Consider the following 14,758-nt stretch of genomic DNA (forward strand, 5'->3'; position numbering starts at 1 on the left):
AGGCCCGACCCTGCCGACGCCAGGCCGATTCGTCACTGTCAGTCCACATCGAACTAGCCCAGGAGATCCTGAGTTAGTTCGGTCAACGGGACGTGTTCGTGGATGCACGATGTCCCGTAGGCGCGGGCGCAGGTTCCGAGGGAGAGCTTGCGCTTCTCGAAGTGCGCGAGGAACGCGTCCCATTCGTCGTCGGTCGGGGTGCGGTACTCCTCGCTGGGGCGGAGCGCTCGCCGTCGCGCGATGAAGGCGCGGTGGGATTCGATGGCGTCCGCGGGGTAGATCGCGTTGTAGCCCATGGTGGTGTTGATGTCGGAGTGGCCGGCGAGGACCTGCGCGATATGCGGGGGCAGGCCACTGCGGATGGCGTCCGTGATGAAGATCCTTCGGAAGTCGTGTGGCTCGAAGTCGAGCTGAACGCCTGTGGCGTCGGTGAGCCCTGTCCGGGAGATGACTTCGTTGATACCCGTGCGGATCATGCTTCGCGACACGACCGTGCGCTGCGCGCCGAAGGTCCACTGGAACAGCAGAGGCATTGGCGGGTTCCAGGTCTTCTCGGCGACGTCGTAGCTGGCCAGCATCGGGATCGCACCGGTTCGTGGATCGCGGACCCGGGCGATGATCGTGCTCAGGACGTCGGCCAGCTCGGGACTGACCAGGAGGAGCCTCTCCTCGTCGATTTTCGAGGGGGCGACTTGCAGAAGCGGCACGACCTCGCCGGTGCTGGGGAGCTTGTACTGGATCAGGCTGTGGTGGCTGGCCTCCAGCATCTCTTCGATCCGGACTCCGGTGTGCTGGAGGAACTCGATCGCGGCCCAGGCCCAGAACGCTCGCTCCTCTGCCAAGCCGATGTGGACTCGACGGCCGGATTCGTCGTAGGCGCGCAAGGCGGTCGAAGAGTCCTTCTTCTGGCGTGTGTAGGTCTTTCCCATGAACGTGAACCGGCCACCGAGCGGCGTAGCCCGCAAGGCCTCCAGCCCTTCTCGGGCCTCTGTCCAGTGCTCTTTCGCGACCTTAACCACTGTGGACAGTGTCGGGAGCCGTTCGCGAGTGCGTTGGTCCATCTTGGCCTTGACGCGCTTCTCACGTTTGGTGTTGCTCGTGTCAGCTGCGCTCACGGGACACGGGGCCACCCACTGGCCCCAGCGTTCGGGTTCCTCGACAGCCCAGTGGGCGAGGTCGAGGTAGAAGGCACGAACCGCCATCATGAGGCTGTTGTAGTTGGCGCGTTCCGTCACCGTCTCCTGGACCGAGCCGTCGGGCAGCCGGCGCCGCTCGACCTTGGTCCGGCTGCGCTGTTTCCAGGTCGTGACGACCTCGGTCGGCAGCCTGAGCGTGTCGATGCCAGGCTGGATGTGCTCGATCTGGACCCAAAAGTTCCTGACGAGGGTCCGGGACGCGTCCTCCAGGGACGTGTAGTCCATGGACGGCTGGCGTTCTTTGAGGTAGTCGATCAGCAAACTCCGGACCGGCACGGATGCTGGGCGGTATCGGTCGACGAGCTGCTCGACGGAGACCTGGCCAGACCTCTGCGAGAGGAATCTCAGCGTCGACGGCGCGTCTGGAGGCAGGTATCCCAGGTCGTTGAGCCAGGTGTAGAACAGGCTCTGCCCGTAGGTCGTCTTTCGGTGCTCACGAAGGGCATCCAGGTACTCGATGGCGTCGCCGACGTTGATGTCGGCAAGGCCACCGCCCTTGGCGACAACAAGCTTCACCAGCACGTTCTTCGCGAGGATTCCGAGGTGGGAGTTCCAAACTTCCGGACCGACCATGCGCTGAACACGAGCGAAGCCTTCTGGATCCCGATGCTGGCAGATCACGGCGCGGAGGTTGGTCGATTGCCGCGTGAGCTGCCAGCGGAGCGAAGGACGGACCACGTCGGCGCACACGAGGGCAAACAGACCCGAATTCAGGATGACTCCCGCGCCGGCCGCAGCGTATCCGGTCCACTCGGCCGAGCGCTTGTTCCACTCTGCCCCGGTCGCTTGGCCAGCCGGGCTGGAGTTCCAGCGCTGCTGCCAGGTGTCACCGGGTTGGTCCTGGAGCCAGCGGAGGATGTTTTTCGCGCCGCGTCGGCGGTAGTCGTGTGTGGACGCGCTGGCAGCTCGAAGCGGCGGGCTGTCCAGGCGGTGGATGACCTCGTCGAAGGACTCGCTCGTTGCTGGCCACACGGTGTCGTAGGGGCGCGGCGGGAACTTCTCTTTTGTCGCCCGCAATGCCTCCCCAGCGAAGGGCCTCGGCGGGCGTACGGGGGTCCGCGCTTCCAGGCTTTCCGTGTTGGTCACCATGAATTTCCGAACAGGGTCTTCAACGAGTCGGGGTTGTATCCGGGGGCGGGCGGCGCTGGTGGGCGTTCGCGGTGCTGTGCGTTGCGAGCGTGATGCGCTCGGGCGCGCTCGATCACCTCGTCCTGGCTGGCCTGGCCGTAGATCTGCGTTGTTGTCAGGTGCGCGTGACCGAGAATCCATTGAACATCCGTCAGCGGCATGTCGGGATCGCGTGCGAGGCGGTAAGCCGCGGTGTGCCGAAGGTCGTGGAGCGACCAGTTAGATCCGAGGATGTCGTTGGCGCGGTTGAACATCGCGCGTGCCGCGTCGTACTCGAGTGGCCGCCAGGGTCGCCTCAACGTCCACCACAGGGACAGGTCTCTGGCCTGTGGCACACCGAGCCGACGGGCCTCGTCCTGGTAGATCCGCAGCCAGACGAATGCGTCGGTCGAGGATGGAAGTTGCTGGTAGGCCCGAGTCCCTTTCCGGATCACACCGAGCAGTTGCTCACCGGGGCTGGCGTCGCGTTGCGTACTGGTCAACAGCTCTTCAGCGCGGGCTCCGTTCGAGACCCAGAACGCCAGCAGCGCACGATCCCGGTTGTATTTCAGCGCAGCGAACAACGCGTTGAACAGTTTGTCGGGGATGCGCCTCGGAGTTCTTTTCGGAACGGTCGGGCGGTAGCGGCCGACCGCTTCTCGCCGGAACGGCTGGCCCGGTTGGTGATGGGCGTTCGCTCGGCCAGTCCGGCGGGAGCGAGCAAGCGGGAAGGGGTTGATGATCGGTCCTGAACCTGCTTCCAGGTGGAAGTCGTAGAAGGTGCGGAGCACCGTCTCGCAGTGCACACGGGTCGACTCGGCGTACCGCGGCCCGGGCGGTCTCTTGCCTGTGAGGGCATTCGGCTCTCCCGGGATCTTTCGCCGAGCCGAACTCGGCACTGGTGCCGTCTCGGCGGTGTATCCGGCCTGGCGATGCCTCCAATGCAGGCGCTGCGGCTTGTCCGCGACCTGCATCCACCGGACGAAGTCGCGAGCATCCGCTCGACCGGCGCGATTCCACTCGATGTCCCACGCCCAGAGAAACCGCCACCAGCGCAACAGATCCATGCCATACGAGCGGACCGTGGAAGCCGGTTTGGCTTCCGCCTGAAGCTCAGCGAAGAACACGCGGACCGGCTCGACCGTGTCACCGTCGCCATCGAGCAGGTCGTACGGACCCCACGGATTGCCGGTGGCCCGCAACTCCCCGGTCTCGGGCAGCACGAACCCCGCTAGATCCCGCCTGGATTGATCACTTTGAGGCACGCGGCGACGCTAACAGAAATGCTCCTGACCTGCACAAACATGCGTTTTAGTTCGGTCAACGGGCCGCGGCACAAACCCGAGAAGTGATCATGGTCGACCACGACCCCGATCGTCCGGTGGCACGCGTGACACAGCGGTCCTGCGAGGTCGATCAGCCGCGTGCGGATTCGCGCTAAGCGGTCGTCCCCGCCGAAGGGCGGCCACACGTTCCGGCCGCCGACGAACGCGCACCGGCGTGACGGCGGAACAGCGCGGGGATCTACTGGATCACCGACTACACCTACTGACCAGGACACTCGCTGCTCAGCCAGCGGACGGCGCTGCTGCTCCTCGGGCGCGGTCTTCGGGGGGAACATGCGGTAGATCGTTCCGTCGGTCCACCAGCTGCACACCCTGTCGTGCGGAATTCGTCCGCCGTGGCGTTCGCGGTCCTCGATGGCGAACCGCTTCCGCAACTGACCGGCCTGCGCGACAAGCTGTCTGCCAATGGCCTCCCGCTCGGAGAGGTCGAGAGGACGAGCGCTGCGGTGACGGCCACCCATCGCCGCGTGGACTTTGGCGCCGTAATCGACCTCGCTGCACAAAGCGAGGTTGTCGCGGAAGAGGTGGTGGCGGCCGTCGTCCCCAGGTACCGCGGTCAGCTGTCCGGCGGGTGGGCGCCAGGCCGGATCCACACACGTTCCGCCGATGTTCTCCCGGACGTAGGCGTCCACGCCGTCATAGTCCAGGGTGAACCCGAGCCGCCACAGCAGCCCTTCCCGGCGGTGTGCCGGCCAGGTATTCAGCCCATTGGGCGGTTTCCGGCGAGCCATCACGCCGTGCCTGGATCGTGCGTGAGGACCTGGTGCGGAGGGAACGCAAACGGGTGCCCATGCGAGCAGCACAGGGAACTACCGTCGACCGCACCAGCCTGAATTCGCATGCCGCCGGCCACGGAGTTGACCATCGCCTCGCGCACCGACTGGTCGGGGCGCTCACTCATCGACCCAGTATCTCGGCATCGCGCATCCTCGCCAAGCACACGCGGCCCGCCGGTCAGAATCAGTGCACCGAACGGCCACACGACCCGGCATCCACATCGACCAGCGCACCGAGTCGACTGTTCGCGCCAGCCACGACACACAAAGCCCACTCCCACGCCGAACCGCGGGCAACCAGCCATGAAAGATGAATCCACACCATCGTTCGTGGGCTGGCCTCGGCGAGGCCGGCTCCAGCACCAGCGGATCCGGCGGCGCGGTAAGCCTGAGGGAGCGAGCGCTGGGTGGCGGTTCCGTGATCAGCGCCGCCACCCAGCCGGGTACCCACCCAGCCCGAGGAAGTCTCGGGCGCGCGGATCATCGCATTCAGCACCGACAATCCCGCCATGTACGCCAACACCACACTCCGGCAGAAGTCCTACATCGCGCGTTCAGCACCGACGCTGCGTATGACAAAATCGCGCAACGATGCAGGCCAGATAATGTTCGATGTGGACGGTCAAGAGGCGGGACTGCGCCGTTCGGGGGACGATGAGGGTGCGGTGAGCAGCTACCCGCCGGCCGGTCGAAGGGAGGTGCGGGATGGCGCGCACGCCACGACCGGACAGGTCCCTGGTCCCCGGGTGGGTCGAGCCGATGCTGGCCAAACCCGACGGCGGACGGCTGCGTGAAGGTCCGGATTGGGTGTATGAGTACAAGCTCGATGGTTACCGCGCCGCGATGCAGATCGCTCCGGACGGCACCACCCGGCTGACCAGCCGCAACGGCATCGACTTCACCACCGAGTTCGCAGAACTCACCGACATTCTCGCCCCGGCGCTCAACGGCCGGGCCGCCGTGCTGGATGGGGAGATCGTCGTCTACAACGACGCCGGGCAACCGGACTTCGGGCTCCTGCAGGAACGACGCGGCCGCTACCAGACCCACCGCGTCTCCGCGCGTCGCGACCAGGCCTTCGACGATCTCCCGGTCCGGTTCCTCGCGTTCGACCTGCTCCAGCTCGGCGACGACTCCCTCCTGAAGGCAGCCTACGACGAGCGCCGCCAGCAACTGGCCGCGTTACCGATGCCGGACCCGTACCGGATCGCGGTGGTGCAGGCTTTCCCTTTTACTGCGCTCGACGCCGACCGCCGCACCACCAGCGACCTCCTCGCCCACGTCGCCGCCACCGGGCACGAAGGCCTCGTCGCGAAGCACCGCCACGCGCTCTACACCCCCGGCAAACGCACCGACGCCTGGCTCAAACACCCTTTGCACCACACGACCGAGGTGATCATCTGCGGCTATCGGCACGGCCAAGGCCGCCTGCACGGCACGATGGGCGGGCTGCTGCTCGGCGCCCATGCCCCTGACACCGGCGACCTCGTCTACATCGGCGACGTCGGCACCGGCTTTTCCGAGGCCGAACGCGGCCGCCTCCACACCCGCCTCGAAGCACTCGGACGGAACCGGCACCCCTTCGCCGCCGACCCACCGCGTGCGGACAGCGCCCGGGCTAACTGGGTGGAACCAGCGCTGGTCGGCGAAGTAGTGTTCCGCCAGTTCACCCGCGGCGCCGGCCGCCTGCGACACACCGCCTGGCGAGGCCTACGGGACGACAAACGACCGAGCGACGTCGTGGTGCCGCGACAACCAGTGTCGTCCGCCGCACAGGCCCGCGCTACGACGTCCTCTAGAACTGCATCGCGCCCGGACGACCTTGGACACGCAGTGCCCGGGCCCGCCGAGGCGGAGCCGTCTCCCGCTCCGTCGGTCAGCGGTGGGAAGATCACCGTCCAGGCCGGCCAACGGCAGCTCACCCTGTCCAACCTGGACAAAGCCCTCTACCCAGACGGGTTCACCAAGGGGGAGGTGATCAATTACTACTCCCGCATCGCCCCAATTCTGCTGCCACACCTTGCCGGACGGCCGGTGACGTTCATCCGGTTCCCCGACGGCGTCGGCGGCGAACAGTTCTTCGAAAAGAACGTCCCACGCGGCGCCCCGTCCTGGTTGCCCACCGTCCGCATCGCACGCAGGGGAACCCGCGGCTCGGGCGAGCCGATCACGTACGCGTTGCTCGACGAACTCGCCGCTGTTGTGTGGGCGGCGAACATGGCCGCTCTCGAACTCCACGTTCCACAATGGACCATCGACAACAACGGTGCCCGCCGTCCGCCGGACCGGCTGGTGTTCGACCTCGACCCCGGGCCCGGCACCTCGATCGTGCAGTGCTGCCGCGTCGCCGAACGACTCCACGACGCCCTCACCGATGACGGCTTAACCCCGATCGCGAAGACCTCCGGATCGAAAGGCATGCAGCTCTACTGCGCCATCACCACCGATGACCCCGCCGCCCCCTCCGCCTACGCCAAGAAACTCGCCCAGCGCCTGGCGAGGGAAACACCGGACCGGGTGACCGCCGTGATGGCCAAGGCCCAGCGAACCGGACGCGTGTTCATCGACTGGTCCCAGAACAACCCCGCCAAAACCACCATCGCCCCCTACTCACTCCGCGGCCGCGACCATCCCACCGTCTCCACCCCGATCACCTGGGACGAAGTCCGCGCCTGCCGCCGCGCGGACCAGCTCGTGTTCACCGCCGACGACGTCCTCGACCGTGTCGGCGACCACGGCGACCTGCTCGCCGAACTCGACACCACGCGAGCCTCGCTCCCCTAGACCAGCCACGAACCCTGTCACCAGCTCGCTGCGCCGTCTGCTCGCAAAACGAACGTCAGCCGCCGAGCGCCCCCGGCAATGTCTGAGGCCGGATCGCGCCCAGAATCCGGACGATCCCCAGCTCTACCAACACGATCGAATCGCGCGGTCGACGTCGTGATCGCATTAGGCACCGGATAGTCCACGCCCTTGCACGGCAACGTGCCTTCGGCGAACTACCGCCAACGTGTCCGAGGTGCATCAGGGCGGAGCCAGAGACCACAGGCGGACCCCGATCGACTGGCCGCAGGCCCGTTTTGAACCGGGTTCGGCCTATCAGACCGCGGTGCCGGTGCGCCGGGCGAAGTCGTGCAAGCCCGGCAGCCGGTTGGCAGTGGGGTGGCTCAGCAGGGTGGCGGTCATTGTCGTGGTCGGTTTGCGGTAGCGGACCTCGTCGGGCGAGGCATGTTCGGCGGCGAGCAGAGCGCGGTAGCAGTGTTCGGTTTTGCCCCATTGGTGGTAGGCGCGGGCGACGTCGACCCAGTAGCGGGCGCGGCGTTCGGTGCTGGGGATGCTGGCTGGGTTGATGCGGCGTGCGTGCTCGATCGCGGTGCCGGAGTCGCCCATGACGCGGGCGATGCTGAGTTGGTAGAGCCCGACGCCGGTGGGGCCGAAGCTGGTGTAGCGGTGGTCGGCGTCGGCTCCCAGCCAGGTGGCGGCGTCGACGGCTTCGGCGATGAACGTTTCTGCGGTGTCGCGGGCGCCGTCCGCGGCGGCGGTGTAGGCGGCGGTTTCCATCAGCGACCCATACACCGACAGCTGTTCGGGTGTGCGCAGGTCGGGCTGGAGGGCGAGCGCGGTGTCGATCACCATCCGCTGGGCGGTATCGGCGTGCCCGGCGCGGCGCAGCACGATCGCCCAGACCCGGCGCGCGGTGGCCTGGGTCAGCAGATCACCGCTGGCGTCGGCTGCCTGCGATGCGCGGTCGGCGACGGTCCAGGCGAGCCGGTCGCGGCCGGTTTTGATCGCGAGGTCGGTGGTCAGGGTGTAGAGCTCGGCGAGTTGGGCGTGCGCCGCGGTGGCGGTGTCGCCGGGGCGCGGATCGGCGCGGGTGGCCGTCGCGGCGGCGATTAAGTTGGGCAGCCGCGTGGCGACCTCGCCGTAGCGGCCCCTCGGCGAACACGGACCGGGCGACGGCGACGGCCTGCCGGAGGTGGGCCACTTCTGCCGGTGCGCCCGTGGTCAGCGGCGGGGCCAGTAGCGCTCGTTCCAGCACTGAGATCGGGTCGCCCGCCGAGGCTGCGGCCGGGTTGTGTCCGGCGGTGCCGAGGACCGCGCTGCCGGCGAGGGCGCCCATCCCCGCGAGCAACGTGCGACGACGCATCGGGTCGTGCTCCTCCCACACCGGCATCGGATCGCCGCTCACCCTAGGGGCTGCGGGGTCGCCGGGCCGGGTGGACACCCCGGTGGAGTGGTCGAGAGTGAGCCCGAAGACCTGCACCGGCAGGAACAGTGCTCGGGCGAGGGCGCGCAGGGTCTCGACGTCACGCAGCGGGGTGCTGCCGGTTTCCCAGCGGGAGACCTGGCTGCGGGAGTAGCCGCATCGGCGCGCGAGCTCGGCCTGGTTCCAGCCGGCGGCCGTTCGCGCGATCCGCACGATCTCGCCGGGCGTGTGCTGCTGGCGTGTCAGGGCCGCGACGACCCCGCGGTGCGCGGTCGAGGGCATCGGGCTCCTCCCCGGGAATGTCCACCTCAGCGGTCTCACCGTAACCGATATTTCGCCGGGTCAAACGGATGTGCATGACATGCACACCACGCGCGGGAGCCGCGCAGTCCCCTGCCCGCCGGTGACCGGTGGCGGTTGTGTGGCACAGGTCTGAGCAGCCGCACCTGAGGAGGGCTTTCCGCGATGTATCAGTCGATGTTCCCCACCAGCCCGCAATTGGAAGCGTATCTGCGGTCCGGCCGGATCATCTCCGACCACGAGACCGCACAGGACATGATCACCCGCATTGTCGCCGCGCTCGAGCACGCCGACGCCCGGTTCGACCCCGACGGGGCGGCCGCGTTCGCCGAGCGGCTCGGCTGGGCGTGCGACACCGAACGAATCGTGTTCTCCACCCCGATCATGACCAACGCCGGGCGCTACTTCGACCGGCCTCTGGCTGCCTGCGCGGTGCCGCCGGTGGACTTGCGCGGCGACCTCGCCGGCGTCAAGACCATTGTGGACGGCTACCACCGGGCCGGAATGGGCACCGGGTTCGCCCTCGACGAGCTGGACGACCCCGTTGGGGTGCTGCGTTATCTCAACGACATCGCCGTGACCGGCGCGAACTCCGGGCATGAAGACCGGCCGGTAGGGAACATGGCCATCCTCTCCCTCGATCACCCGGCTGCTGAGGAGTTCATCGGTTGCAAGGTCGGTGCGGATGCGCGCGGTGAGGCCTGGAAGTTCAACATCTCGCTGCACGTCACCGACGTGCAGATGCGTGCCGCGCTCGGCGGTGCCGGGCGGGAGCGGGACCTCCTGATCGCCGCGGCCGAAGCCGCGCACGCCTGCGCCGATCCCGGGCTGCTGTTCGCCGACCGGATGAACCGGGACAACCCCACGCCCGAGATCGGCGCGTACGTCTCGACCGCGCCGTGCGCGGAAGTCGGGCTGGTCGCCGGGGAGACATGCCAGTTCGGCTACCTCAACCTCGGCCGCTTCCACACCGGCGACGCCACCGTGCCGGTTGACCTCGACGCCCTCGCCGACACCACCCGGGTGCTCGTACGAGCGCTGGACGACGCGATCGAGGCCAGCCTGGCGCACTACCCGTCGCCGCTGTCGGCGCGGGTGATGGGCGCAAAACGCAAGATCGGCGTCGGTGTGTGCGGCCTGGCGGACCTGCTGCTCGCGGCCGGACTCCCCTACGACAGTGCCGAAGGCCGCCGGCTGGCCCAGGAAGTACTCGCACTGGTCAACTACACCTCCAAACTCGCCTCTGTGGAGCTGGCCAGCACCCGCGGTGGCTGCCCGGCCGTGGCCGGCGGCCGGTCCCGCTACGCCGATCCCCGTTTCCTGCGCCGGTTCGCCGAACTGGAGGTGGACAGCGTGACACGGGGCGACTGGGCAGCCCTCGCCGACCAGATCGCCGCCACCGGTCTCCTGCGGAACTCCTCCACCGTCGCCGTGCCGCCCACTGGCCGCTCGGCGCCGGTGGTGCGGGCCTCGACCGGGATCGAGCCGCTGTTCCGGCTCTCGGACGACCTGCCCGGTCAGCAACGCGCGGGAGTCGTGGCGGCTCTGAAAACCGTGGGCCGGACCGATGTGCTGGGTTTCATCGGCACGCACGGGCGGCTTCCGGCCGACCCGACCCTGCCGCAGCAGCTGCGCGCGGTGCTGGCGACCGCAACACAGATCCGGCCAGCGGGACACCTGGCCATGGCGGCCGCGGTTCAAGCCTGCGTCGACGAGGCGGTGTCCAAGACCGTCAACCTGCCCGCGACCGCGTGCTCGATCGACGTGTACGACACGTACGCCACCGCGTTCGAACTCGGTTGCAAGGGCATTACCGTCTACGTCGACGGATCACGCGACATCCAGCCGCAAGCCCTCGCCACCGCGTCCGCCAGCTGAGGAGACCCATGACCACCCCGCAGTACGCGTTCGACACCAAACACGACCGCTATCCCCTCGCCGTGCACGTCTTCCTCGTCCAAGAAGTGGATCGCGGGAACGAACTCCCCGAACAGGAAGTGCTACTGATGCGGCGTGCCGGCTCCGGCTACGCCGACGGGCAGCTCGGACTCCCAGCCGGGCACGTCGACCTCGGCGAAACACCGACCGAGTGCGCGATCCGCGAAATCGGCGAAGAACTCGGCATCGAGCTCCGCCCCGTCGACCTGATGCCGGGCGCCACCTGGTTCCGGATGTCCCAGGAACCGAGGATGGACATCTTCTACACCGCCCGGTCGTGGAAGGGCACCCCGCAGATCCGCGAGCCGCACAAGTGCACCGAGCTCGTCTGGGCCCACCCGCACGACATGCCCGACGACGCGCTCGAATTCCTCGCTATCGCCTGGAATGACACGCAGAACGGGCATGCGCTGCGCGAGTACGGCTTCGCACCCACGCCGGCATCGTCGCATCTCCGGTGAAGCTTCGCTACTAGGATTCGCGAGACGCTCGCGGATGCAGCTTCCGTGCGGCGCACCAGCGTGGAGTGGGCACGGCGTCGAGGCATTCGAGGGGGACTGGGCTGGTGACTAGCGAGAAGTTTTGGCACACCGATGAGGGCCAACTCGTCCGATGGCGACACCGCCGAAGTCGTGTTCGCATGTTCACCCTTCCTGGTGAACCTACGCAGAAGAACAAGAAAACCGGACGGGAAACACCGAAGACTCGCGCCGATCTAGTCGCCGTACGTGCCGGTCTACAGGATTTTGGACACGGTGTGCTCCGCGCCGCGCTCGCCCTGGATCTGGACTTCTTCCCGGACGATGACGACCACCCACAGCTGCATCACCTCGCCAAGCGGTACTTGGACGTGCTTGGAGGCGGAACCCCTGAAGCAGCGAGCGGGAAGAACTCTCAGGTTTACCGGGACGACAGCCAAGTCAGCCTCCTTCACGTCCGCGTGTGGGAGCCGATCGCAGCCGAGTCAGAGAACTCCGGACACACAAACGTCGTGGCCCGCCCGACGCGCGACGTCGTTGACGACCTCGAGTTCGCCTGGCTCCTGCGTGATATCGCGGCAGTCGTGTCGATCTTCGACTACTCCGACTACGTACAGGTCGAACACGAGCCGCTCCTCGCTTCAGACCATGCCGCGAATGGCAGTGACCCGGCTGTCTGGCGGAAGCTCGATAGCTGGTTGCGGTTGGACGATCAAGCCAGGCGTCAGGAAATGCTGCTCGACACGACCGACACGTTTTTGATCAACCAGCTGTGCCGTTATCCCCGGATGATCTCCGGTGCAACCGCGCGGAAACCTTCAGACGCCACCGCAGTCCTCGACCACACAGCCCAGGTCGGCCGGAGCTGCCGTGAGGCGCTCCTTGACTATCGGCTCGGCGTCAAGCTGCCTCCGTTGCCAAGTTCGTCTGGTGACAGCGCCAAGTTCGCCGCGGATCTGCGCGAACGCCTCACGGATTGGCTGGGTCAGTTCCCGGTGTTCCACCAGCTCCAGGTGCCGGTGAAGGCGATCTTCGTCGTTATCCCGCCGGCACGTATACAACATCAACGCACGCTGACCGGCAGGGGCACGGACCTGGACAACCTTGTCAGGAAGGTTCTGCCCAGAGTTCACGATGTCATTCGACCGACCACGGAACCGTGGACTCGCCGGTTCGAATATCTGCCTGATGACTTGCAGACAGATCGCCGAGCGCAATATCGACGTCTGATGAAGCTAGACAAAGAGAGTGTCACGTCCTTTGAGGTCATTGAGCTAGGACGTCTGCCGGATGACCCCCATGAGGGCGTTCTCAGGCTGCTCTTCGGCAATGCCGGCACGACTGGCAGCACATGGAGCCGCATCGCCGATTTCATCGAGCAAAGCATCGTAGACCGGTAAGCAGCCGTCGGTCCGGCGCCCTCCAGCCCAGTCCACCCGCAGGAAACACATACAGTGACACGGACCGGCAATCGCATCCTCCTCACGACTACCTGAGGTGTGCGCGGCGGCGAGTCGCCAGCGAGGCATAGTGACGAGCCGAATACGGAACACGAACGATCGTGCAGTGCACGTTCTAGGCGCCACCCAGGAATTTACGCCATTCGTCGTCGAAGTCGCGGTTCCGCCTGTCTGCGAGCTCCCGGCGCTTCTCACCGATCTCCGAGATTCGGAGGTCGCGGAACGCTGCGGCGCGCCGGGCGCTGCGCCGGAGCGACAGACGCCGCTGAGGGCGGCAGTAGTCGAGACTGATCGTCAGGTGCACGTCCACTTCGAATAAGGCTTTGCGAATCGAGGACCAATCGGGGTCACCGGTGAGGTCCTCGACCGGGCGTTTGAGGGCGTAATGCGCACCCGCGACCGAACTGTTAAGGGCTCGGCCGGCGGGGTTGCGGTACCCCAGGGCGAACAGCTCCTCGGCGCACTGCTCGGCCGTCGCCAGCTTCACACAAAGACCTTCCAGACGTTCCTTGGCCCGGTCAGCCTCCCTGCCGACGGGTGTCTGGTCATGTTCAAGCAAGCGGAAACTCGCGTCGTTCAGCATCATGAAGATCTGCACCTCCAACGCGCGCCTGGCCTTCGCGATACCGACGATCCGGTCCTTCCGAGCTTCCAGCCGGGGCTTCGCGGCGTACTCGATCACCAGCGTCACACCCGCCGCCGTCGCAGCACTGATCACGGCCGTCTGCAGACCAAGGGGTAACGACATGCGTCCTCTTCTACCACCCGGCGGGTGATCAGCCCTTCCGCAGGCCGAGATCGAAAGCCTCACCCGGCCGCGGCTGACGTCACCATCCGCGGCCGGGCAGCGTCGTCGTGTGCTTGATTCGACTGCCGCGTCCCGCAGTACGATGCCCCATTGCACACGATCGACAGGATCGCCGGAGAGGCTGAGGAGGTTCGCGCGGATGTCCTCCGCAGCTGACGACGTTCCTGCCGTCGACGTACGCGGCGTGCAACTCGGTCCGCCTGCTGAGGCGCCGTGCCGATCATGTCCGTATCGGCGTGATGTGCCGCCCGGCGTCTGGGACGTCACCGAGTACGAGAAACTCCCCCGCTACGACCAGGACACCGGACAGCAGCCCACCGGCGTGTTCCAGTGCCATCTCACCGACAAGGACACTCGCCCTGCCAAGCCCCGTTCCCCGGGCACGGCGGACAGCGGTCGCGCCCGGATCTGCGCCGGCTGGGCGGGCTGCCACGACGGCGACAACCTGCTCAGTCTCCGCATGGCCGTCTACTCCGGCCTCATCAGCCCCGACACCGCTTACCGCACCGTCACCTACGTATCGCCGGTGCCGCTGTGGGAGTCAGGGGGCGCGGCGGCCGTACACGGTGTCGGGGCCATCCTGAATCCACCCGAGGAAGCCCGCCGGATCATCGACAAACTCGTCCGCGTGTACGGCAAGACCTCCGCCACGGTCACCGCCGACGAATCGGCCACCTCCGCACCCAAGCCTCTGTCTGCCGAGATGCCGCACCCAGCCGGGAGCGCTGAGGTGGCGACAGGCGCGCCGGTCTCCGTGTACCGGGTCGCGAGGGCGATTCACGGGTTTCTCGTTGACAGCGCCGGGTTCGACGCCGGACAGCCCATGCGCGAACAAGCCGCTGACCTCGCCGACCTCCTGGCCGACGCCGGACTGCTGGCCCGCGACACCGCCACACCAGCAGGCCAGGACGCGACCAGCGTGATCCGGGAGTTCATCGTCGACACCAGCGGCGAAGACCTCGGACCCCTCACCACCGAGCAGGCCGAACAGCTTCACGCCACTCTCACCTCCGCAGGGCTGCTCGGAGACGGCGTGTTCACACCCGTCGCCCTGACCACCCCGCCCGACCACTGGTCGCGATCATCGTAGATCCGGAAACCCGAAACCGGCGGTGACAACGGCACGGTGCCCGGGGTCGGA

11 protein-coding genes are annotated in these 14,758 nt (G+C 67.1%); 5 read left to right on the forward strand and 6 right to left on the reverse strand.

Annotated features, from left to right (window positions below; translation table 11 throughout):
- Positions 1–53 precede the first annotated feature (53 nt).
- The 3 genes from ACZ3HL_RS41410 to ACZ3HL_RS41420 are packed head-to-tail and all read right to left on the reverse strand — an operon-like array spanning position 54 to position 4,281.
- Positions 54–2,285, reverse strand: a complete 2,232-nt coding sequence (locus tag ACZ3HL_RS41410) for a tyrosine-type recombinase/integrase (protein WP_465537324.1) — start codon at positions 2,283–2,285, stop codon at positions 54–56.
- Positions 2,279–3,526 carry a tyrosine-type recombinase/integrase gene (locus ACZ3HL_RS41415; protein ID WP_465537258.1) on the reverse strand — a complete coding sequence of 416 codons (1,248 nt, stop codon included), beginning with the start codon at positions 3,524–3,526 and terminating at the stop codon, positions 2,279–2,281. Before ACZ3HL_RS41415 ends, ACZ3HL_RS41410 begins: the two co-directional genes overlap by 7 nt.
- A gap of 8 nt (positions 3,527–3,534) precedes the next feature.
- On the reverse strand, positions 3,535–4,281 hold the full coding sequence (locus ACZ3HL_RS41420; protein WP_465537260.1) for a hypothetical protein: 747 nt from the start codon (positions 4,279–4,281) through the stop codon (positions 3,535–3,537).
- 849 nt (positions 4,282–5,130) lie between these two features.
- On the opposite strand from ACZ3HL_RS41420, the gene ligD reads away from it, so the two are divergent.
- The gene (gene ligD, locus ACZ3HL_RS41425) at positions 5,131–7,209 is read left to right on the forward strand and encodes a DNA ligase D (RefSeq protein WP_465537262.1); all 2,079 of its coding nucleotides are present in this window, start codon (positions 5,131–5,133) and stop codon (positions 7,207–7,209) included.
- Positions 7,210–7,524: 315 nt separating this feature from the next.
- Here the strand turns inward: ligD and ACZ3HL_RS41430 are convergent, their stop codons facing one another.
- Both ACZ3HL_RS41430 and ACZ3HL_RS41435 read right to left on the reverse strand, forming a co-directional pair.
- Positions 7,525–8,061, reverse strand: a complete 537-nt coding sequence (locus ACZ3HL_RS41430; RefSeq protein WP_465537264.1) for a hypothetical protein — start codon at positions 8,059–8,061, stop codon at positions 7,525–7,527.
- 79 nt (positions 8,062–8,140) lie between these two features.
- A complete protein-coding gene (locus ACZ3HL_RS41435) occupies positions 8,141–8,953 on the reverse strand; it encodes a helix-turn-helix domain-containing protein (protein ID WP_465537266.1) in 813 nt (270 codons plus the stop codon).
- Between the two features lie 144 nt (positions 8,954–9,097).
- On the opposite strand from ACZ3HL_RS41435, the gene ACZ3HL_RS41440 reads away from it, so the two are divergent.
- The 3 genes from ACZ3HL_RS41440 to ACZ3HL_RS41450 all read left to right on the forward strand — a co-directional run bounded on the left by ACZ3HL_RS41440 (position 9,098) and on the right by ACZ3HL_RS41450 (position 12,749).
- On the forward strand, positions 9,098–10,810 hold the full coding sequence (locus ACZ3HL_RS41440; protein WP_465537267.1) for a hypothetical protein: 1,713 nt from the start codon (positions 9,098–9,100) through the stop codon (positions 10,808–10,810).
- A gap of 8 nt (positions 10,811–10,818) precedes the next feature.
- Positions 10,819–11,331 carry an NUDIX domain-containing protein gene (locus ACZ3HL_RS41445; protein ID WP_465537269.1) on the forward strand — a complete coding sequence of 171 codons (513 nt, stop codon included), beginning with the start codon at positions 10,819–10,821 and terminating at the stop codon, positions 11,329–11,331.
- A gap of 179 nt (positions 11,332–11,510) precedes the next feature.
- Positions 11,511–12,749 carry a hypothetical protein gene (locus tag ACZ3HL_RS41450; RefSeq protein ID WP_465537270.1) on the forward strand — a complete coding sequence of 413 codons (1,239 nt, stop codon included), beginning with the start codon at positions 11,511–11,513 and terminating at the stop codon, positions 12,747–12,749.
- A gap of 175 nt (positions 12,750–12,924) precedes the next feature.
- Here the strand turns inward: ACZ3HL_RS41450 and ACZ3HL_RS41455 are convergent, their stop codons facing one another.
- Entirely contained in the window at positions 12,925–13,557 is a 633-nt protein-coding gene (locus ACZ3HL_RS41455; protein ID WP_465537271.1) for a hypothetical protein, read from the reverse strand.
- 199 nt (positions 13,558–13,756) lie between these two features.
- Here ACZ3HL_RS41455 and ACZ3HL_RS41460 point away from each other — a divergent pair, with 199 nt between their 5' ends.
- A complete protein-coding gene (locus ACZ3HL_RS41460) occupies positions 13,757–14,707 on the forward strand; it encodes a DUF6283 family protein (RefSeq protein ID WP_465537272.1) in 951 nt (316 codons plus the stop codon).
- Positions 14,708–14,758: the final 51 nt, after the last annotated feature.

The sequence above is a fragment of the Amycolatopsis sp. NPDC000009 genome (genome assembly GCF_055563465.1).

What these genes read in the sequence shown, in the direction of transcription:
- ACZ3HL_RS41410 (WP_465537324.1), bottom strand. Translation starts at nt 2,285, where the DNA reads ATGGTGACCAACACGGAAAGCCTGGAAGCGCGGACCCCCGTACGCCCG.
- ligD (WP_465537262.1), top strand. Translation starts at nt 5,131, where the DNA reads ATGGCGCGCACGCCACGACCGGACAGGTCCCTGGTCCCCGGGTGGGTC.
- ACZ3HL_RS41430 (WP_465537264.1), bottom strand. Translation starts at nt 8,061, where the DNA reads ATGGTGATCGACACCGCGCTCGCCCTCCAGCCCGACCTGCGCACACCC.
- ACZ3HL_RS41440 (WP_465537267.1), top strand. Translation starts at nt 9,098, where the DNA reads ATGTATCAGTCGATGTTCCCCACCAGCCCGCAATTGGAAGCGTATCTG.
- ACZ3HL_RS41445 (WP_465537269.1), top strand. Translation starts at nt 10,819, where the DNA reads ATGACCACCCCGCAGTACGCGTTCGACACCAAACACGACCGCTATCCC.
- ACZ3HL_RS41450 (WP_465537270.1), top strand. Translation starts at nt 11,511, where the DNA reads ATGTTCACCCTTCCTGGTGAACCTACGCAGAAGAACAAGAAAACCGGA.
- ACZ3HL_RS41455 (WP_465537271.1), bottom strand. Translation starts at nt 13,557, where the DNA reads ATGTCGTTACCCCTTGGTCTGCAGACGGCCGTGATCAGTGCTGCGACG.
- ACZ3HL_RS41460 (WP_465537272.1), top strand. Translation starts at nt 13,757, where the DNA reads ATGTCCTCCGCAGCTGACGACGTTCCTGCCGTCGACGTACGCGGCGTG.